16 protein-coding genes and 1 pseudogene are annotated in these 20,678 nt (G+C 64.1%); 16 read left to right on the top strand and 1 reads right to left on the bottom strand.

The window, feature by feature from the left end:
* The first annotated feature begins 324 nt into the window (after positions 1 to 324).
* The 5 genes from C9I57_RS22330 to C9I57_RS22310 all read left to right on the top strand — a co-directional run bounded on the left by C9I57_RS22330 (position 325) and on the right by C9I57_RS22310 (position 7,300).
* The gene (locus tag C9I57_RS22330) at positions 325 to 4,386 is read left to right on the top strand and encodes a DUF3683 domain-containing protein (RefSeq protein ID WP_107152785.1); all 4,062 of its coding nucleotides are present in this window, start codon (positions 325 to 327) and stop codon (positions 4,384 to 4,386) included.
* 82 nt (positions 4,387 to 4,468) lie between these two features.
* Entirely contained in the window at positions 4,469 to 4,897 is a 429-nt protein-coding gene (locus C9I57_RS22325) for an HIT family protein (protein WP_107152784.1), read from the top strand.
* 50 nt (positions 4,898 to 4,947) lie between these two features.
* Complete coding sequence (locus C9I57_RS22320) at positions 4,948 to 5,367, top strand: gamma-butyrobetaine hydroxylase-like domain-containing protein (RefSeq protein ID WP_107152783.1); 420 nt, start codon at positions 4,948 to 4,950, stop codon at positions 5,365 to 5,367.
* A gap of 127 nt (positions 5,368 to 5,494) precedes the next feature.
* Entirely contained in the window at positions 5,495 to 6,226 is a 732-nt protein-coding gene (gene ubiE, locus C9I57_RS22315) for a bifunctional demethylmenaquinone methyltransferase/2-methoxy-6-polyprenyl-1,4-benzoquinol methylase UbiE (protein ID WP_107152782.1), read from the top strand.
* Between the two features lie 36 nt (positions 6,227 to 6,262).
* The gene (locus C9I57_RS22310; protein WP_107152821.1) at positions 6,263 to 7,300 is read left to right on the top strand and encodes a Tim44 domain-containing protein; all 1,038 of its coding nucleotides are present in this window, start codon (positions 6,263 to 6,265) and stop codon (positions 7,298 to 7,300) included.
* Positions 7,301 to 7,316: 16 nt separating this feature from the next.
* On the opposite strand, the pseudogene C9I57_RS33355 reads toward C9I57_RS22310, so the two are convergent.
* A pseudogene (locus C9I57_RS33355) lies at positions 7,317 to 7,439 on the bottom strand (IS5/IS1182 family transposase); the annotation flags it as partial.
* 12 nt (positions 7,440 to 7,451) lie between these two features.
* On the opposite strand from C9I57_RS33355, the gene C9I57_RS22305 reads away from it, so the two are divergent.
* The 11 genes from C9I57_RS22305 to C9I57_RS22255 all read left to right on the top strand — a co-directional run bounded on the left by C9I57_RS22305 (position 7,452) and on the right by C9I57_RS22255 (position 20,664).
* Positions 7,452 to 8,066, top strand: coding sequence for a hypothetical protein (locus C9I57_RS22305; RefSeq protein WP_107152781.1), 615 nt, complete (start codon positions 7,452 to 7,454; stop codon positions 8,064 to 8,066).
* Positions 8,067 to 8,250: 184 nt separating this feature from the next.
* Positions 8,251 to 8,874 carry a ubiquinone biosynthesis accessory factor UbiJ gene (locus C9I57_RS22300; RefSeq protein ID WP_107152820.1) on the top strand — a complete coding sequence of 208 codons (624 nt, stop codon included), beginning with the start codon at positions 8,251 to 8,253 and terminating at the stop codon, positions 8,872 to 8,874.
* Between the two features lie 25 nt (positions 8,875 to 8,899).
* Positions 8,900 to 10,477 (top strand): ubiquinone biosynthesis regulatory protein kinase UbiB, encoded by a 1,578-nt coding sequence (gene ubiB, locus C9I57_RS22295; RefSeq protein ID WP_107152780.1) that lies wholly within the window; start codon positions 8,900 to 8,902, stop codon positions 10,475 to 10,477.
* Positions 10,478 to 10,613: 136 nt separating this feature from the next.
* Complete coding sequence (locus tag C9I57_RS22290) at positions 10,614 to 10,973, top strand: FmdB family zinc ribbon protein (protein WP_107152779.1); 360 nt, start codon at positions 10,614 to 10,616, stop codon at positions 10,971 to 10,973.
* Between the two features lie 260 nt (positions 10,974 to 11,233).
* Positions 11,234 to 11,884: a DUF502 domain-containing protein gene (locus C9I57_RS22285; protein WP_018443709.1), complete on the top strand. Its 651-nt coding sequence runs from the start codon at positions 11,234 to 11,236 to the stop codon at positions 11,882 to 11,884.
* A gap of 57 nt (positions 11,885 to 11,941) precedes the next feature.
* Positions 11,942 to 13,744, top strand: a complete 1,803-nt coding sequence (gene aspS, locus C9I57_RS22280) for an aspartate--tRNA ligase (protein WP_107152778.1) — start codon at positions 11,942 to 11,944, stop codon at positions 13,742 to 13,744.
* A gap of 78 nt (positions 13,745 to 13,822) precedes the next feature.
* Complete coding sequence (gene nudB / locus C9I57_RS22275) at positions 13,823 to 14,299, top strand: dihydroneopterin triphosphate diphosphatase (RefSeq protein ID WP_107152777.1); 477 nt, start codon at positions 13,823 to 13,825, stop codon at positions 14,297 to 14,299.
* Positions 14,296 to 15,534, top strand: coding sequence for a cardiolipin synthase ClsB (clsB, locus tag C9I57_RS22270; protein ID WP_107152776.1), 1,239 nt, complete (start codon positions 14,296 to 14,298; stop codon positions 15,532 to 15,534). Before nudB ends, clsB begins: the two co-directional genes overlap by 4 nt.
* Before the next feature lie 228 nt (positions 15,535 to 15,762).
* The gene (locus tag C9I57_RS22265) at positions 15,763 to 16,356 is read left to right on the top strand and encodes a TetR/AcrR family transcriptional regulator (protein WP_018443713.1); all 594 of its coding nucleotides are present in this window, start codon (positions 15,763 to 15,765) and stop codon (positions 16,354 to 16,356) included.
* A gap of 69 nt (positions 16,357 to 16,425) precedes the next feature.
* The gene (locus C9I57_RS22260) at positions 16,426 to 18,213 is read left to right on the top strand and encodes an acyl-CoA dehydrogenase C-terminal domain-containing protein (RefSeq protein WP_107152775.1); all 1,788 of its coding nucleotides are present in this window, start codon (positions 16,426 to 16,428) and stop codon (positions 18,211 to 18,213) included.
* 12 nt (positions 18,214 to 18,225) lie between these two features.
* A complete protein-coding gene (locus C9I57_RS22255) occupies positions 18,226 to 20,664 on the top strand; it encodes a 3-hydroxyacyl-CoA dehydrogenase/enoyl-CoA hydratase family protein (protein WP_107152774.1) in 2,439 nt (812 codons plus the stop codon).
* The last annotated feature ends 14 nt before the right edge of the window (positions 20,665 to 20,678 follow it).

Here is a 20,678-nt window from a genome sequence, read left to right as displayed (position 1 = left end):
CCCACGCCCACCCCCATCCTGCGGTAGAATCGCATTTCGATACACCCTGGACCGGAAAATGCGCTGGCAACCTCGGACCGCCCACTTGATCCCCGCACCGCGAGAAGCGCGCCCCGCGGCGGAGCGGCACGTCCGTCACGGACGATCGTGGCCGGTGTGAGACGCTGCTTGCGAGGGCTCGCCGGCGCCCGCCGTGCGATGGCCGTTCGCCTGACGAAGCCAAACTTTCCAGAAAATAGCGCGCCTGATGCGCAATGCTCGCCGCGCGGTCGCTCAGTCGACTAGATCGACGAGCGCGCGGCCGGCCCATCGATCCGTCCGACCATGAACGCACCTCAAGTCTTCGATCCGAACGGCGCCGCCGCCGCGCTGGCTGCCGATCCCGAACCGCGCTTGCGCGAGATTCCCTACAACTACACGTCCTTCTCCGACCGCGAAATCGTCATCCGATTGCTGGGCGAAGAGGCGTGGCAGGTTCTCGACGAGTTGCGGGCCGAGCGCCGCACGGGCCGCTCGGCCCGTATGCTCTACGAAGTGCTCGGCGACATCTGGGTCGTGCGCCGCAACCCTTATCTGCAAGACGACCTCCTCGACAATCCGAAGCGCCGCAAGCTGCTCATCGAAGCGCTCCATCACCGGCTCACCGAAATCGAGAAGCGTCGCCGCGCCGATCTCGTCTCGCATGACGACGTGGCCGGTCAGGAGCGCGCCGCGCGCGTCGAAACGCTCGTCGCCGCCGCGCGTCGTTCGGTCGAGGCATTTGCGGCGGAGTTCGCCGAGACGGCGGAACTGCGCCGGCGCGCACTGAAAGTGCTGGGCCGCTGCACGCAGAAGGACAACATTCGCTTCGACGGACTCTCTCGGGTCTCGCATGTCACCGATGCAACAGACTGGCGCGTCGAGTATCCGTTCGTCGTTCTGACGCCCGATACGGAAGAGGAAATCGCCCGCCTCGTCAAAGCCTGCTTCGAGCTCGGCCTCACGGTCATTCCGCGCGGCGGCGGCACGGGTTATACCGGCGGAGCGGTGCCGCTCACGCCGTTTTCGGCCGTCATCAACACGGAAAAGCTCGAACTGCTCGGCGCGGTGGAGCTGACCGAGCTGCCCGGCGTCGCGCGCAAAGTGCCGACGATCTTCTCGGGCGCAGGCGTCGTCACGAGGCGCGTGACCGAGGCGGCGGAAGCGGCCGGCTATGTCTTCGCGGTCGATCCGACCTCGCTCGACGCGTCTTGCATCGGCGGCAACATCGCGATGAACGCGGGCGGCAAGAAGGCGGTGCTCTGGGGAACGGCGCTCGACAATCTCGCCTGGTGGCGGATGGTCGATCCGGACGGCAACTGGCTCGAAATCACGCGCCTCGAACACAACCTCGGCAAGATTCACGATATCGAGACGGCGCGTTTCGAGCTCAAATGGTTCGACGGTGAGCACGCGCCCGGCGAGAAGCTCCTGCGCAGCGAGACGCTCTCGATCGGCGGCCGGCGCTTCCGCAAGGAGGGGCTCGGCAAGGACGTGACTGACAAGTTCCTCGCCGGTTTGCCGGGCGTACAGAAGGAAGGCTGCGACGGTCTGATCACGTCGGCGCGCTGGGTGCTCCACAAGATGCCGGCGCATACGCGCACGGTCTGTCTCGAGTTCTTCGGGCAGGCGCGCGAGGCGATCCCGAGCATCGTCGAGATCAGGGACTATCTCTTCGAGACGGCCAGGCGCGGCGGCGCGATTCTCGCCGGCCTCGAGCATCTCGACGAGCGCTATCTGCGCGCGGTCGGCTATGCGACGAAGTCGAAGCGCAGTGCGTTTCCGAAGATGGTGCTGATCGGCGACATCGTCGGTGACGATGCCGACGCCGTCGCCGCCGCGACTTCCGAAGTCGTGCGCATGGCGAACGGCAGGAGCGGCGAGGGCTTCGTCGCCGTCAGCGCCGAGGCGCGCAAGCGCTTCTGGCTCGATCGCAGCCGCACGGCCGCCATCTCCAAGCATACGAACGCGTTCAAGATCAACGAAGACGTCGTCATCCCGCTCGACCGGATGGGCGAGTATACGGACGGCATCGAGCGCATCAACATCGAGCTCTCGATCAAGAACAAGCTGGAGCTCGTCGACGCGTTGGAGGCCTTCTTCAAGGCGGGTAACCTGCCGCTCGGCAAGACCGACGACGCCAACGAAATTCCAAGCGCGGAGTTGCTCGAAGACCGCGTTCAGCATGCGCTCGAGCTGCTCGGGCGCGTGCGCGAGCGCTGGACGTTCCTGCGGGACAACCTCGACATGCCGTTGCGCGAGGCTCAGCATACGCTCGTGCAGCTCGGCTACGAAGCGCTCGCCGAGAAGTTCGCGGACCGCGTCGATGCCCAATCCGGCGCGACGGTTTTCCACGTGACGCAGGATCGCACTGTGCGCGTCTCGTGGAAGCAGGAGATCCGGGCGGAGCTGCGGCAGATCTTCAACGGCGGTGAGTTCAAGCCGATCCTCGAGCAAGCGCAGGCAATCCACAAGCAGGTGCTGCGCGGGCGCGTCTTCGTCGCGCTGCACATGCACGCGGGCGACGGCAACGTTCATACGAACATCCCCGTCAACTCGGACAACTACGCGATGCTGCAGGTTGCCCATGCGGCGGTCGAGCGGATCATGAAACTCGCGCGCTCGCTCGACGGCGTCATCTCGGGCGAGCACGGCATCGGCATCACGAAGCTCGAATTCCTGACCGACGACGAGATCGCCGAATTCCGCGCCTACAAGGAGCGCATCGATCCACAAGGGCGCTTCAACAAGGGCAAGCTTTTCGCGGGCGCCGACCTGCGCAACGCCTATACGCCGAGCTTCGGGCTCATGGGCTACGAGTCGCTGATCATGCAGCAGTCCGATATCGGCGCGATCGCCGATTCGGTCAAGGACTGCCTGCGCTGCGGCAAGTGCAAGCCCGTTTGCGCGACGCACGTGCCGCGCGCGAACCTCCTTTACAGCCCGCGCAACAAGATCCTCGCGACCTCGCTCCTGATCGAGGCGTTCCTCTACGAGGAGCAGACGCGCCGCGGCGTGTCGATCAAGCATTGGGACGAGTTCAACGACGTGGCCGATCACTGCACGGTCTGCCACAAGTGCGTGACGCCGTGCCCGGTGAAGATCGACTTCGGCGACGTGTCGATGAACATGCGCAACCTGTTGCGCAAGATGGGCAAGAAGAAGTTCAACCCGGGTTCGGCCGCGGGAATGTTCTTCCTCAACGCGACGAACCCGCGCACGATCAACGTCGCGCGCACGGCGATGATGGGGGTCGGCTACAAGGTCCAGCGCTTCGGCAACGAGGTGGTCAAGCAGTTCGCGAAGAAGCAGACGGCCCATCCGCCGGCGACGACGGGCAAGCCGCCCGTGGTCGAGCAGGTGATCCACTTCGTCAACAAGAAGATGCCCGGCAATCTGCCGAAGAAGACGGCGCGCGCACTGCTCGACATCGAGGACAACAAGATCGTGCCGATCATCCGCAACCCAAAGACGACGACGGTCGATTCGGAAGCGGTGTTCTACTTCCCGGGCTGCGGTTCCGAGCGCCTCTTCTCGCAGGTCGGGCTCGCCACGCAGGCGATGCTCTGGGAAGCCGGCGTGCAGACCGTGCTGCCGCCGGGCTACCTCTGCTGCGGCTACCCGCAGCGCGGCGCGGGGCAGTACGACAAGGCCGAGAAGACCGTCACCGATAACCGCGTGCTGTTCCATCGCGTGGCGAACACGCTCAACTATCTCGATATCAAGACGGTCGTCGTCTCGTGCGGGACCTGCTACGACCAGCTCGCGGGCTACGAATTCGACAAGATCTTCCCGGGCTGCCGCATCATCGACATCCACGAGTTCCTGCTCGAGAAGGGGATGAAGCTCGACGGAGTAAGCGGGGTGCGGTACATGTACCACGACCCGTGCCATACGCCGATCAAGACGATGGATCCCGTCAAGCTCGTCAACGAGCTGATGGGCGCGGGCAACGACGGCTACAAGATCGAGAAGAACGACCGCTGCTGCGGCGAGTCGGGCACGTTCGCGGTCACGCGGCCCGATATCTCGACACAGGTTCGCTTTCGCAAGGAAGAAGAGATCAGGAAGGGCGCGGCCAAGCTGCGCGCGTTGCCGATCGTCGACGCGGGAGCGGCCGGCAACGGCGCGGCTGCCAACGGCGCCGCATCCGACGGCGCGGCGAGCGGTGCGCACGGCCAGCCCGACATCAAGATCCTGACGAGCTGCCCGTCCTGCCTGCAAGGGCTTTCGCGCTACAACGAGGATGCGGACATCGAAGCCGACTATATCGTCGTAGAAATGGCGCGCAAGGTGCTCGGCGAGGACTGGATGGTCGACTACGTCCGTAAGGCCAACGATGGCGGGATCGAGCGGGTGCTGGTCTAATAGGCGTGACAGGCGCCGAGGCGCGAGAGAATCGGGCGTTTCATCGAGGCCGCGATAATGCAAAAGACGCGAAAGGACGACGATGGACTGTGCATTCTGCCGTGACGAAGGCGGGGTAGTGCTCTGGCAGGACGACGCCATGCGCGTCGTCCTCGCGGACGAGCACGATTACCCGGGTTTTTGCCGGGTGATCTGGAACCGGCACGTCTCCGAGTTCTCCGATCTCGTGGCCGCCGAGCGCGACCGTCTCATGCGCGTCGTCTATGCCGTCGAGCGGGCGCAGCGGCAGGTGCTGCAGCCGGTCAAAGTCAACCTCGCGAGCCTCGGCAACCAGGTGCCGCACGTGCACTGGCACGTGATCCCGCGCTTTTCGAACGACGCGCATTTCCCGCTGCCCGTCTGGGCGCCGCGCCAGCGCGGCGTCTCGGAGGCGTTGCTATCGTCGCGGCGCGCGCAAGCCACGCTCCTTGGCGACGCGGTTCGTCGCGAAGTCGCCGAGGCGTTGGCATGAAGGCCTGAACCGGCCGAACCCGCACGCCCAGAATTTCTATCGAGAAAGCCATGAGCGGACTCACATCCGATACGCCCGTACCGACGAGCGTCGTCATTCACGCCGTCTCGCGCGTGCTCGAGCTGCAATACGCCGACGGCCGAAGCTATCGCGTGCCGTTCGAGCTGTTGCGCGTCTATTCGCCGTCAGCTGAAGTGCGTGGGCACGGGCCGGGACAGGAGACGCTGCAAACGGGCAAGCGCGACGTGACGATCGTGGCGATGGAGCCCGTCGGCAATTACGCGCTGCAGCCGACGTTTTCGGACGGGCATTCCACGGGCATCTATTCGTGGGATTTGCTTTACGAGCTCGCGACACAGAAGGACGCGCTGTGGCGGCAATACCTCGACAAGCTCGCCGCGGCGGGCGTCGATCGCGACGCGCCGATGAGCGCACCGGACACACCGGGCGGGCACGGCCACTGCCACTGAGGGAGTCCGTGCCAGGGGCCGCGGCGGCAGCTCTCGGCGACGGGCAAGGGATCGTAGTAGATCGCGCACTGCCGCGGCTCCCGCCGCGTTCGCGCGCAACCATGCAAAAGAAGGGAGGATGTGCGCCATGACCAAGACTCATTTCGGCTACGAGACGGTCGACGAACAAGAAAAGGCGAAGAAGGTGGCGGGTGTCTTCCACTCGGTCGCCCCGAGCTATGACCTGATGAACGATCTGATGTCGGGCGGGCTGCACAGGATCTGGAAGCAGTTCACGATCGCGCAGGCGAACGTGCGACCCGGGTTCAAGGTGCTCGACATCGCGGGCGGCACCGGCGATCTCGCCAAGACGTTCGCGAAGCAGGCGGGCCAGACGGGCGAAGTCTGGCTGACCGACATCAACGAGTCGATGCTGCGCGTGGGCCGCGACCGGCTGCTCGACGACGGCGTGATCACCCCCGCGCTCCTCTGCGACGCCGAGAAAATTCCATTTCCGGACAACTACTTCGACGTGGTCACGGTCGCGTTCGGCCTGCGCAACATGACGCATAAGGAAACCGCGCTGGCCGAGATGCGGCGCGTGCTGAAGCCGGGCGGACGCCTGCTCGTGCTCGAGTTCTCGAAAGTCTGGGAGCCGTTGCGCCGCGCCTACGACATTTACTCATTCAAGGTGCTCCCCTGGCTCGGCAACAAGTTCGCGAAGGATGCCGAAAGCTACCGCTATCTCGCCGAATCGATTCGCATGCATCCGGACCAGGACACGTTGAAAACAATGATGGAACAAGCAGGCCTCGATGCCGTCAAATATTACAATTTGTCAGCTGGCGTGGTAGCCTTGCATGTCGCGACGAAGTATTAGCGTCGCTAGCTCATTGTTTTAATGGAGGATTTTGAGATGACCGATTCGTTTGGCTGTGCTTTCAAAAAGCTTTCCGCGATTGTGGCGAAGCGAATCGGACTGGCGACGGTCGTCGCGGCGATCGCGGTCGGCACGATCGCGTCGCTCGATGCGCACGCGAAGCGGCTCGGTGGCGGCCGCAGCGTCGGGCGCCAGTCGCAGATGGTGCACCCGTCGCAGAATGCGCCGTCTTCGCCTCGGAATCCTGCCCAGCAACAGCCGATGCAGCAATCGGCACAACCGTCTCAGGCTCAGCGCGCTCAGCAGTCTCCATCGCCGCAACCCGCGCCCGCTGCTTCGCCGCGTTCGCGCTGGCTCGGGCCGATCGCCGGGCTCGCGGCGGGTCTCGGCATTGCGGCGCTCTTGTCGCATTTTGGTCTCGGGGCGGCGTTCGCGGGGGCGATGGCGAACATCATTGTCATTGCGCTGCTTGCAATGATCGGCATCTGGCTCGTGCGCAAGCTCATGTCGCGTGGCCGTCGCGCGCCGTCGCCCGCATACGGCACGGCCGGCACCGCGACGGGTGCGTCGCCGCTTGGTTCGCGGCCATTCGGAGAGAGCCGCATGCAGGCGGGCGCCGATGAGGGGTTCGGCCGCCCCGCGGGCGGCGCCGTGTGGTCAGGCCCGGGACAGTCCGCGGGCATGGCGGCAACGCTGCCAGCCGGTTTCGATGCGGCAACGTTCCTGCATCACGCCAAGCTCAACTTCGCGCGCTTGCAGGCGGCGTGGGACGCGGGCAATCTCGCCGAGATCCGCGACCTCACGACGCCCGAGATGTTGACCGAGCTGAAACGTGACATCGACGCGCGCGGCCGTGAAACGAATCGGACCGACGTCGTCCAGTTGAACGCCGAGCTGCTCGGCGTCGAAGACCGCGGTACCGAGTATCTTGCGAGCGTTCGCTTCAGCGGACTGATTCGCGAATCGGCTGGCGCGCCGGCCGAGCCATTTTCGGAGGTGTGGAATCTGACGAAGTCGGCGCGCGCAGGAGAGGGCTGGCTGCTTGCCGGGATTCAACAGTCGGCGCTTCATTAGAGCGGGCCAATTCGCATTGAAGGTTGGGTGCCGCGTGAACGAGTGTGGACGTGGCAAAGACGACAAAATCCAAGCCGGCCAATGATTCTTGCAATCGCCCGCAATCGCGAGCTGGGAGCGGGAAGCGGTCGGCCCAACCAGGCCTGCTCCTATGAGAATATTCATCCTGATTGCGTTGGCGATTTCTGCAATAAGTGCCTCGCTGCATGCCAATGCGGAGCCGAAGCGGCGTTTAAATATGATTGAGGTCGATAACTATGGCGCAAACAATCCTCAATTCGAAATGACGCAAGAGGTTTCCTCTTGCGCGAAACCCGTCGCGGGGAACGCAAACTTTACTCTTAACCGAGGATGGAACGAAACATACAGGTACTACGAAAAGCTTTCGGAAGACAACTGTTTCTACGAAACCAAGGAACTGCGCTGGCTCGTTACAGCGTCCCGGCAAGAGGACAACTTCCGGTGGCAATGTCGCATGCGTTTGACCAACCGGTTTGATGCAGAAATTGGCTGGTTTCGAACCAAAGTCGAAACAAAACCCGTAGAACCGGTCGCGCCGGGAGCGTCCGATCTCTGCACGGACGGTACGCTCTTCAAGTCGGCGATCTGTGAAAGCTCCGACAAGGCGAGTTGGGGGCGAGCCAATTGCCTCAATCAAGAGTCCGACATGCATGGGAAAATCATAATCAAACTAGGCGGGCCGCCATTGCCGCCCGCGCCGCCTTCATGGTCAGTCAACCCGTTGACCACGAGTGCGTCTCAGTAAGCGCGCCCGTTGCTGATCGGTGCCGCCCGTCGCGCCGCGCGCCGGTTACAGGCGCGGCGTCGTCTCGTCAGCGTCGGTGCGTCGACCTCCCGAGCATGTCGCCGGCGGCCGGCGCCCGATCGGACGCTACAATAGAGGCCCGCGCAGGCCACCTGCCTGCGCGGGCTTTTCGTTTTCGAGCCCGATGATCCTCGCCGCCAAACCGATCGCCGCCGCTGTCAATCACCTGCTCGCTCGCGAAGCCTGGGCGCGCGAGCGCCTGGCGCCCTATGCGGGCAAGACGGCCCGGCTCGTCTTCTCGTCCGTCGTCCTGACGTTCGTCGTGGAACCCGAAGGCTATTTGAACGGTGTCGACGAGTCGGAGGCGCCGCAAGTCGACGTCGCCATCGCCGTACCGGCCGATGCTTTGCCTGCATTCGTGCAGGGCGGGCAAGCGGCGGTCATGAAGCACGTGAAAATCGAAGGCGACGCCGAGTTCGCGACGCTGCTCGGCAAGCTGGCCGAGCACTTACGTTGGGAACCCGAGGAAGACCTCGCGAAGCTGATCGGCGATGCGCCGGCACACCGTGTCGCCACGCTCGTGCGGACGGCCGGCGAGCAGGCGGCGCGCGCGGGCCGCAATTTGCGCGACTCGGTTGCCGAGTACCTGCTCGATGAGAATCCGCAACTCGTGCGCCGTCCATCGCTCGACCTTTTCAACGCGGAGCTCGCACGCGCACGTGACGCGCTCGCACGGCTCGAAAAGCGCATTGAACGCATCGAGCGCGGCGGGCGAGCGGTGAGCGTACCGATGCGCGGCATGCGCTAGACGTCGGCCCCGGGATTTTTCCTCCATGCGTCTTCTGCGCTTTATCAAGATCGTCTTCACCGTCATCCGTTTCGGCCTCGACGAGATGATGCTCGCGCGCATCAAGGATCGCCGCGTGCGATTCCTGCTTCGCATCGGCACGATCGGCCGCCGCTTCAAGTCGCCGCCGGCCGTGCGGCTGCGCCTTGCCCTCGAAAGCCTCGGCCCGATCTTCGTCAAGTTCGGCCAGGTGCTCTCGACGCGGCGCGACCTGCTTTCGACCGAAGTTGCCGTGGAGCTTGCGAAGCTCCAGGATCAGGTGCCCCCATTCGATTCCAACGTGGCGATCGGGATCATCGAAAAATCGCTCGGCGCGAGCGTCGACGTTCTCTTCGACGATTTCGAGCGAATTCCCGTGGCGAGCGCTTCCATCGCCCAGGTGCATTTCGCCAGAGTGAAATCGGGACAGCACGCCGGCAAGCCCGTGGCCGTGAAGGTGCTGCGGCCCAACATGCTGCCCGTCATCGATTCGGACCTCGCGCTCTTGCGCGATCTCGCCGTTTGGGCCGAGCGCCTTTGGGCCGACGGCAAGCGCTTGAAGCCGCGCGAAGTTGTCGCGGAGTTCGACAAGTATCTGCATGACGAGCTCGACCTCATGCGCGAGGCGGCCAACGGCAGCCAGCTGCGCCGCAACTTCGCCGGACTCGATCTGCTGCTCGTTCCCGAGATGTACTGGGAATTCTGCACGCCGAGCGTGCTCGTCATGGAGCGTATGGTCGGGGTGCCGATCAGCCAGGTCGAGACGCTGCGGGAGGCGGGGGTCGACATACCAAAGCTCGCGCGCGAAGGCGTCGAGATTTTTTTCACGCAGGTTTTCCGCGACGGCTTTTTTCATGCCGACATGCATCCGGGCAACATCCAGGTGAGCCTCGATCCCGCGCATTTCGGCCGCTACATCGCGCTCGATTTCGGCATCATCGGCGCGCTTTCGGACTTCGACAAGAATTACCTCGCCCAGAACTTCCTGGCATTTTTCAAGCGCGATTACCACCGCGTCGCGACGCTTCACCTCGAGTCGGGCTGGGTGCCGCCCACGACGCGCGTCGAGGAACTCGAAAGCGCGATCCGTGCCGTTTGCGAACCGTACTTCGACCGGGCGCTGAAGGACATCTCGCTCGGCCAGGTGCTGATGCGGCTTTTCTCGACCTCGCGACGCTTCAATGTCGAAATCCAGCCGCAACTCGTCCTGCTGCAGAAGACCATGCTCAACGTCGAAGGCCTCGGGCGCTCGCTCGACCCCGAGCTCGATCTCTGGAAGACCGCGAAGCCTTATCTCGAGCGCTGGATGAACGAGCAAGTCGGATTGCGCGGCTGGTTCGAGCGGCTCAAGATCGAGGCGCCGCAATGGAGCAAGACGCTGCCGCAGCTGCCGCGCCTCGTGCATAACGTGCTCGCCGACGTGCGCGAGGGCTCGCGGTCGCCGGACGACGCCGTCATGCAGATGCTGCTCGTCGAGCAACGGCGCACGAATCGGCTGCTCCAGGCGCTGCTGCTATTCGGCGTGGCGGTCGGCGTCGGGGCCGTCGTCGCGCGCTTCTGGCTCGTGGTGGCATATGGGGCTTGAATTTCCGAATCGCCGCCCCCATCTCACGAGTGGCTTTCGGCCGCGGCCCGACATCGGGGCGTCAGCCGATTACGGCTATAATTCAACGTTTTGCAAGCTTTGAACCGTTTTCGTCGGAATTGACGGGAAGAGAATCATGCCGATCTACGCTTATCGTTGCGAATCGTGCGGCTTCGAGAAAGACGTCCTGCAGAAGATCAGCGATGCGCCGCTCACGCAGTGTCCCGAATGCCTCAGTGAAACATTCCGCAAGCAGTTGACGGCGGCCGGCTTTCAATTGAAGGGCTCCGGCTGGTATGTCACCGATTTCCGCGGTGGCTCGAGCGGCGGAAAGGGCGCGAACGGCGCCAAGGGCGCCGAAGGCGGCAAGCCCGAAGCCGGCGGGTCGAATTCCGACGGGTCGAATTCCGGCGAGTCGAATGCCGGCGCGGCGACGGGCGCGTCCACGAGTACGGCGAGCTCGACGGCCGCTGCGTCCAGCACGTCGGACGCGTGACACGGGTTCGGGCGGAGGGCGTGGCCGGAATGCCGGCGAGCGCACCGTCCGGGCGCCGTCGCCAGCCGCTGCCGCTCGACCAGCAGTAAGCGGCTCGCACCCCGCGCCGACTCATTTCCGCGGCGCACGACTACTCTCCCCAAGGGGGCTTGCCCCCAGGGGATGTTCGTGGCGCCGGTTTCGCGCCAAGGCAGCCGAACTCCCTCGGGGGCACGGAACGAAGTGAGCGCGGGGGCTCTAAAAAATTTCTGGCGGTACTCATGAAGAAGACGACGCTCAAATCCGTGTTCCTTACCGGTCTGCTCGTTATCGTGCCCTTAGCCGTCACGCTTTGGGTGCTCGGGCTCATCATCGGCACGATGGACCAGACGCTGCTGCTCCTGCCGTCCTCGTGGCAACCGGAGAAGCTTTTCGGCTTCCATCTGCCGGGCATTGGTGCACTGCTGACGATCGCGTTCATATTCGTCGTCGGTCTCTTCACTCAGAACCTGGTCGGTCAGAAGCTCGTCACCTGGTGGGATGCGATCGTCCGCCACATCCCGGTCGTCGGGCCCCTTTATACGAGCGTGAAGCAGGTCTCCGACACGCTGCTTTCAAGCAGCGGCAACGCGTTTCGCAAGGCGCTGCTGATCGAGTATCCGCGGCGCGGCTCCTACACGATTGCATTTCTGACCGGCGCGCCCGGCGGCGACGTCGTCAATCATTTGCAGGAAGAGCATGTGAGCGTCTATGTCCCGACCACGCCGAATCCGACGTCGGGCTTTTTCCTGATGGTGCCGAGAAGCGAGGTCGTCGAGCTCGACATGAGCGTCGATGCGGCCCTGAAGTACATCGTCTCGATGGGCGTCGTCGCCCCGGCCGCGCCGACGCCGGTTGCGCCGATACGACGTCCGGTCGAGCCGCCCCTTTAATGCGAAGCGCGCCGCATGGCGCGTCTCGCTCATTCATGCAAACGAAAGACGAACACCATGTCGATGAGATCTGAATACTGCGGTCTGGTGACCGAACACCTGCTGGGCCAATCCGTCGCGCTGTGCGGATGGGTGCATCGCCGGCGCGATCATGGCGGCGTCATCTTCATCGACCTGCGCGATCGCGAGGGGCTCGTTCAGGTCGTCTGCGACCCGGATCGGCCCGAGATGTTCAAGGCGGCCGAGGGCGTGCGCAACGAGTTTTGCGTGCGCATCGTCGGTGTCGTGCGCAACCGCCCCGAGGGGACGGTCAACACCGGCTTGAAGAGCGGCAAGATCGAGGTGCTTTGCCATGAGCTGACGGTGTTGAACGCATCGGTCACGCCGCCATTCCAGCTCGACGACGACAATCTTTCCGAAACGACGCGCCTGACCCACCGCGTGCTCGATCTGCGCCGCCCGCAGATGCAGGAGAACCTGCGTCTGCGCTACCGGGTGGCCATGGAGGTGCGCAAGTACCTCGACGCGCAAGGCTTCATCGACATCGAAACGCCGATGCTGACGAAGAGCACGCCTGAAGGCGCGCGCGATTATCTCGTGCCGTCGCGCGTCAACGCTGGGCAATTCTTCGCGCTGCCGCAATCGCCGCAGCTCTTCAAGCAGCTTCTGATGGTTGCGAACTTCGATCGCTACTATCAGATCGTGAAGTGCTTCCGTGACGAGGACCTGCGCGCCGACCGCCAGCCCGAGTTCACGCAGATCGACTGCGAGACCTCGTTCCTTTCCGAGCAGGACATCCGCGACCTGTTCGAGAAGATGATTCGCCACGTCTTCAAGGAAACGATCGACGTGGCGCTCGACGATCCGTTCCCCGTCATGCAGTACGCCGAGGCGATGGCGCGCTTCGGCTCGGACAAGCCCGATCTGCGCGTGAAGCTCGAGTTCACCGAGCTCACCGATGCGATGAAGGACGTCGAGTTCAAGGTATTCAGCACGCCGGCCAACAGCAAGGATGGGCGAGTCGCCGCATTGCGCGTGCCGAAGGGCGGTGAGCTCACGCGCGGCGACATCGACGGTTATACCGAATTCGTGCGCATCTACGGCGCGAAGGGCCTCGCCTGGATCAAGGTCAACGATGCGGCGAAGGGGCGCGACGGTTTGCAAAGCCCGATCGTCAAGAACCTGCACGATGCCGCGATCGCCGCGATCCTCGAACGCACGGGTGCACGGGATGGCGACATCGTCTTCTTCGCCGCGGATCGCGCGAAGGTCGTCAACGACAGCCTCGGCGCGCTGCGTCTGAAGATTGGTCACTCGGAGTTCGGCAAGGCGAACGGCCTCGTCGAGCAGGGTTGGAAGCCGCTCTGGGTCATCGATTTTCCGATGTTCGAGTACGACGAAGAAGAAGCACGCTACGTCGCCGCGCATCACCCGTTCACGAGCCCGAAAGACGAGCATCTCGAGTATCTCGAGAGCGATCCTGGCCGATGCCTGGCCAAGGCCTACGATATGGTGCTGAACGGCTGGGAAATCGGCGGGGGCTCGGTGCGGATCTATCGCGAGGATGTTCAAAGCAAGGTGTTCCGTGCGCTGAAGATCGGGCCCGAGGAGGCGCGGGCGAAGTTCGGCTTCCTGCTCGACGCGTTGCAGTACGGCGCGCCGCCGCACGGCGGCATCGCGTTCGGTCTCGATCGCATCGTGACGATGATGGCCGGCGCCGATTCGATCCGCGACGTCATCGCCTTCCCGAAGACGCAGCGCGCGCAGGATCTGCTGACGCAGGCGCCGAGCGCTGTCGACGAGCGCCAGTTGCGCGAGCTGCATATCCGCTTGCGTCAGCCGGAACAATCGAAGGTCTGAGAGGGCCTCGCTGTTTTGTTGGAAGAAAAAAGGCGCGTTGGCGCCTTTTTTCTTCTCACGGGCTACGATTGAAAAACCATGCAAAAGCCGCCAAAGATTCCGGAGTCCGTCCTCGTCGTCATCTACACGCCCGAGCTCGACGTGTTGATTATCGAGCGCGCCGATCGCCCGGGGTTCTGGCAATCGGTGACGGGCTCGAAAGACCATTTCGATGAACCGCTCACGCAGACAGCCGTGCGCGAAGTAGCGGAGGAGACGGGGATCGAGATCGGCGGTGCGCAAGTGCGGGCCGATGCACTGATCGACTGGCATCACCAGATCGAGTACGAAATCTATCCCGTCTGGCGGCATCGATACGCCGAGGGCATCACCCGCAACGTCGAGCACTGGTTCGGGCTCGAGGTACCCTACCGGATGGCGGTGACGCTTGCGCCGCGCGAGCACACCGCGTATTTGTGGCTGCCCTATGCCGAAGCGGCGGCACGCTGCTTCTCTTCGTCGAACCGCGACGCGATCCTCGAACTGCCGCGCCGCGCGCGTGCACGGGACGCATGAGCCGGCGCCGCACGCGCCGGCTGGCGCGATTCGGCGCGGGCCTGCTCTCGCGCCGAGGCCTCGTGCGGCTGGCGTTCACCGCGGGCAACGACGTTCGTCTCCTGAGCTCGGGCGGCGACTACTTCGCGGCGCTGATCGCTCGCATCGATGCGGCGCAAGTGAGCGTCGCGCTCGAAACCTATATCTTCTGCGACGACGCGGCCGGGCAGCCCGTCTCGCACGCACTGATCCGCGCGGCAAAGCGCGGCGTGCGTGTGCGTATCATCACCGACGGTATCGGCACGGGGCGCCTGCCGTTTGTCGATGAATGGCTTGCCGCCGGCGTCGAGCATCGCGTCTACAATCCGCATCTTTTCGGCCGTTTCGGCTTTTCGCGCACGCACCGCAAGATCGCCGTCGTCGATGAGCGTTTTGCCTTTTGCGGCGGCATCAACATCGTCGACGACTACGACTCGAACGGCGTGAGCCTGCCGTTTCCGCGCTGGGACTTCGCCGTCGAGCTGGAGGGGCCCGTCGTCGCGCAGGTGAGCGCCGCGTTCGACATCCAATGGCGGCGCATCGAGGGCGGACATCGCCCGCATCCGCTGGAAGCGCTGCGAGCAGGCGCCTGGCTGCCGGCCTGGGCGCGCGGCCGGCGAGGCGCGTCGATTCCGCTCGGCGCGTCGGCCGTTGCCTTCGTGGCACGGGACAACCTCGTCAACCGGCGCGCGATCGAGAAGGCTTATCTCGTCGCGATCGGCCGGGCGCGACGCGAAATCCTCGTCGCGAATCCCTACTTCATGCCCGGACGCAAGATCCGCCGCGCCCTCGCGAGCGCGGCGCGCCGCGGCGTCGACGTGCGGCTCGTCGTCGGGCGCAAAGAGTTCGTGCTGCTCGACCACGCGGTCCGCTACCTCTACCGGACGCTGCTGAAAGCCGGCGTGCGCATAGCCGAGTATGAAAAGACGATGCTCCATGGCAAGGTGGCCGTGGTCGACTCCAACTGGGCGACGGTCGGCTCGTCCAATCTCGATGCGCTCAGTCTCGTCCTCAACAACGAGGCCAACGTCGTGCTCGTCGAGCATCCGGAAATCGCGCTGCTGCGCGAGGCGATGCTCGCCGCCTTCGACGAAGCGCGGCCGATCGATGCCGCTCGGTACGCCGCGCGGCCCTTTTTCGAGCGAGCGGTCAACGGGGTCGCCTACATCGCTTACCGGGCCGTCATGAAACTCATCACCATCGGCGGATACGATTGATGGGATCGAGGGGCTTAACGTAACGGCGCGGTAACGGAGCCGCAACGGCGGGCGCGCTATCGCAATCCGCGAAAGCCCTCTTTTCCGCCCTCGGCAAATGAGGCAAGAATAAGGCCCCCGGTTAGATACGGCGTTCTAATAAAGTCCTTGTTTCGACGACGGCCGCACTCAATAATAGTACGGCCGTTCTATTTTTTGGTTCGATCACGAAAAGAACGGTACGAGGCCATGCGAAAAGGTGAACAGACGCGCGCCGCGATTCTCGATGCAGCGCTGGACCTGGCGAGCCGCGACGGGCTCGAAGGTCTGACGATCGGTCTTCTGGCCGAGCGCATGCAGATGAGCAAAAGCGGCGTGTTTGCGCATTTCGGCTCGCGCGAGGATCTGCAGGTGGAAGTGGTGCGCGAGTACCACCGCCGGTTCGAGGAAGAGGTGTTTTACCCGAGCCTGCGCGAGCCGCGCGGTCTGCCGCGCTTGAAGGCGATGCTGTCTCGCTGGATGGATAAGCGCGTCCAGGAAGTGATGACGGGATGCATCTATATCAGCGGCGCCGTCGAGTACGACGATCGCGGTGACAACCCGGTGCGCGAGCAGCTCGTCGCGAGCGTTTCGACCTGGCGCGCGGCGCTTTTGCGCGCGATTTCGCAGGCGGTGGAAGAGGGGCATCTGCGTGCGGATACCGATCCGAACCTGATGCTATTCGAACTGTATAGCTTCACGCTCGGTCTGCATCACGACGCGCGGTTTCTGCATCTGCCCGATGCCGCGCGCCTCACGTGGGCCGCGTTGGAAAAGACGATCGTTTCTTACCAGAGCCGTTAGCGGGGCGCGTGGGAATGCCCGCCTCGATCGACGGCCGCGCTTGTCGCCGCAATCTTTGGGAGGGTAGTCATGGGCCAATACGCCGCGCCGCTGCGCGACATGCAGTTCGTTCTGCACGAGCTGCTCGACGTCGAAGCCGAACTGAAGGGCATGCCGAGGCACGCCGAACTCGACGCCGATACGATCAATCAGGTGCTCGAAGAAGCCGGCAAGTTCTGCGAAGAGGTGCTGTTCCCGCTCAATCAGAGCGGCGATCAGGAAGGGTGCGTCTACGAGGGCGAGGGCGTCGTCAAAACGCCCAAGGGTTTCAAGGAGGCCTACCGGCAGTACGTCGAAGCGGGATGGCCGGCGCTCTCCTGCGAACCCGAGTATGGCGGCCAGGGGCTGCCGAAGTTCGTCAACAACGCGCTGTTCGAGATGATGAATTCGGCGAACCAGGCCTGGACGATGTATCCGGGGCTCTCGCACGGCGCCTATGAGTGCCTCACCGCGCACGGCACACCCGAGCAACAGAGGGTCTATTTGCCGAAGCTCGTCGCCGGCATCTGGACGGGCACGATGTGCCTGACCGAGCCCCATTGCGGCACGGACCTCGGCATGCTGCGCACGAAGGCCGAATCGTATGGAGACGGCTCCTATTCGCTGTCGGGAACGAAGATCTTCATCTCGAGCGGCGAGCACGACCTCGCGGAGAACATCGTTCACCTCGTTCTCGCGCGGCTGCCGGATGCGCCGCCGGGGACGAAGGGAATCTCGCTTTTCATCGTGCCGAAGTTCGTTCCGACGGCGGACGGCGCGCCGGGTCAGCGCAATGCCATCCAGTGCGGATCGATCGAGCACAAGATGGGTATTCATGGCAACGCCACCTGCGTGATAAATCTCGACAACGCAAAGGGCTGGCTCGTCGGCGAGCCGAACCGCGGCCTGCAGGCGATGTTCGTCATGATGAACGCGGCGCGGCTCGGCGTTGCGATGCAGGGGCTCGGCCTCACCGAAGTGGCTTACCAGAACTCGCTCGCCTACGCGAAGGAGCGTCTGCAAATGCGCTCGCTCTCCGGCCCGAAGGCGCCGGATAAGCCGGCCGATCCGATCATCGTCCACCCCGACGTGCGCCGTATGCTGCTCACGCAAAAGGCCTACGCCGAAGGCGCGCGCGCGTTTTCGTACTGGGCCGCGGTGCAGATCGATCGCGAGCTCTCGCACGCCGACGAGTCCGTGCGCAAGGACGCGAGCGAGCTCGTCGCGCTGCTCACGCCGGTGCTGAAGGCATTCCTCACGGACAACGCGTTCGAGTGCACCAATCACGCGCTGCAGGTCTTCGGCGGGCACGGCTATATCGCCGAATGGGGCATGGAGCAGTACGTTCGCGACGCGCGCATCAACATGATCTACGAAGGCACGAATGCCGTGCAGGCGCTCGATCTGCTCGGCCGCAAGGTGCTCGCCGACATGGGCGCGAAGCTGAAGAAATTCGGCAAGCTCGTGACCGAGTTCGTCGAAGCGGAGGGCGTGAAGCCCGAGATGCAGGAGTTCGTCAACCCGCTCGCCGATATCGGCGAAAAGGTGCAGAAGCTCACGATGGAGATCGGCATGAAGGCGATGCAGAACCCCGACGAAGTGGGCGCTGCCGCCGTACCCTATCTGCGCACCGTCGGCCATCTCGTCTTCTCGTACTTCTGGGCCCGCATGGCACGCATCGCGCTCGACAAAGAGGCGTCGGGCGACCCGTTCTACAAGTCGAAGCTCGCCACCGCGCGCTTTTACTTCGCGAGGCTCCTGCCCGAGACGGCCGCGACGATCCGCATCGCGCGCGCGGGTGCGAAGCCGCTGATGGAGATCGACGAGGCGCTGTTTTAACTGGAGAGACACGTGAGCAACCTGATCATTCGCAAGGTGGCCGTTCTCGGCGCCGGCGTAATGGGCGCGCAGATCGCCGCGCACCTCATCAACGCCAAGGTGCCGGTGCTGCTGTTCGACCTTCCGGCCAAGGAAGGCCCGAAGAACGCGATCGCCCTCAAGGCGATCGACAATCTGAAGAAGCTCTCGCCGGCCCCGCTCGGCATCAAGGACGATGCGCGCTACATCGAACCGGCGAACTACGAAGACGATATTGCCCGGCTCGCCGAATGCGATCTCGTCATCGAGGCGATCGCCGAGCGCATGGACTGGAAGCACGATCTCTACCAGAAGGTCTCGCCGCATCTCGCGCCCCATGCGATTTTCGCGACGAATACGTCGGGCCTCTCGATCACTCAGTTGTCCGAAGGATTTTCGGACGAGCTGAAGTCGCGCTTTTGCGGTGTGCATTTCTTCAATCCGCCGCGCTATATGCATCTCGTCGAGTTGATTCCGACAGCGACGACGCGCGCGCAGATCCTCGACGATCTCGAGTCGTTCCTCACGAGCGTCGTCGGCAAGGGCGTCGTTCGTGCGAAAGACACGCCGAACTTCATTGCGAACCGCGTCGGCGTCTTTTCCATCCTCGCCGTCATGGCGGAAGCCGCGAAATACGGGCTGCGCTTCGACGAGGTCGACGACCTGACGGGTGCACGTCTCGGGCGCGCAAAGTCGGCGACGTTCCGTACAGCCGACGTCGTCGGCCTCGATACGTTGGTGCACGTCATCAAGACGATGCAGGACAATCTTCCCGAAGATCCGTTCTTCCCCGTCTACGAGACGCCTGCCGTGCTGGCATCGCTCGTGCAGAAGGGCGTGCTCGGACAGAAGAGCGGCAGCGGGTTCTATCGGAAGGAAGGCAAGACGATCAAGGTGCTCGATCCGAAGACGGGCGAGTACGTCGAGAGCGGTGCCAAGGCGGACGAGCTCGTCGGCCGCATCCTGAAGCGCGCGCCGGCGGAGCGCCTCAAGCTGCTGCGCGAATCGGAGCACCCGCAGGCGCAATTTCTCTGGGCCATTTTCCGCGATGTCTTCCATTACATCGCCGTGCATCTCGAATCGATCGCGGACAACGCGCGTGACGTCGATCTCGCGATTCGATGGGGCTTCGGCTGGAGCGACGGGCCGTTCGAAGGGTGGCAGGCCGCCGACTGGAAGCAAGTGGCCGAATGGGTGCGGGACGATATCGCCGCGGGCAAGGCGCTCGCGAAGGCGCCGCTGCCCTCGTGGGTGTTCGATGGCCCCGTGGCCGAGAAAGGCGGCGTCCATACCAACGAGGGATCGTGGTCGCCCGCCGCGAAGTCGTTCGTGCCGCGTTCCACGCTCGGCGTCTATGACAAGCAGATGTTCCGCGCACCGCTCGTCGGCGAGACGGGCCGCGATCCGAGAAAGCAGGGCAAGACGCTCTTCGAAAGCGAGACGCTGCGCGCGTGGGTCGACGATCGCGCCGGCGAAGACGATGTCGTCATCGTTTCGTTCAAGAGCAAGATGAACACGATGGGGCCGAGCGTCATCGACGGGCTCGTGCAGGCGATCGATCTCGCCGAGAAGGACTACCGCGCCGTCGTCATTTGGCAGCCGACCTCGTTGACGCTTGGCACGCCCGGCGGACCGTTCTCGGCCGGCGCGAACCTCGAGGAGGCGATGCCCGCGTTCATGATGGGCGGCGCGAAGGGCATCGAGCCGTTCGTGAAGAAGTTCCAGCAGGGCATGCTGCGCGTCAAATACGCGAACGTGCCCGTCGTGACGGCGGTGTCGGGCATCGCACTTGGCGGCGGTTGCGAGCTGATGCTCCACAGCGCAAAGCGTGTGGCGCATTTCGAGAGCTACGTTGGGCTCGTGGAAGTCGGCGTCGGGCTGTTGCCGGCCGGCGGCGGTCTCAAGGAGGCGGTGCTGCGCGCGGCAGAAACGGCCGCCGCCGTCGGCGCGCCGCAGGGCGAGCTGCTCAAGTTCGTCACCAAGTCGTTCGAGAACGCGGCGATGGCGAAGGTCTCGGGCTCCGCGCTCGAAGCGCGCGCAATGGGCTATCTGAAGCCGTCGGACACGATCGTCTTCAACGTCTTCGAGCTGCTGGATACGGCGAAGAAAGAAGCGCGCGCACTGGCGGCCGCCGGCTATCGCCCGCCGCTGCGGGCTTCGCAGATTCCCGTCGCGGGCCGCTCGGCGATTGCGACGATCAAGGCACAGCTCGTCAACATGCGCGACGGCAACTTCATCAGCGCACATGACTTCCTGATCGCCTCGCGCATCGCCGAGGTCATATGCGGCGGCGATGTGGAGGCGGGAAGCTTCGTCGACGAGGAGTGGCTCCTTACGCTCGAGCGCCGCGCGTTCGTCGAGCTGCTGGGCACGCAAAAGACGCAGGAGCGGATCATGGGCATGCTGCAGACCGGCAAGCCGGTGCGCAACTAACGCGGTGGCAATGA

Origin of the sequence: Trinickia symbiotica, from assembly GCF_003028655.1 — a bacterium.
In the GTDB taxonomy this organism is placed as follows: domain Bacteria; phylum Pseudomonadota; class Gammaproteobacteria; order Burkholderiales; family Burkholderiaceae; genus Trinickia; species Trinickia symbiotica_A.
The sequence above is the reverse complement of the archived record's forward strand: the minus strand, read 5'-3'. Positions and strand labels throughout refer to the sequence as shown.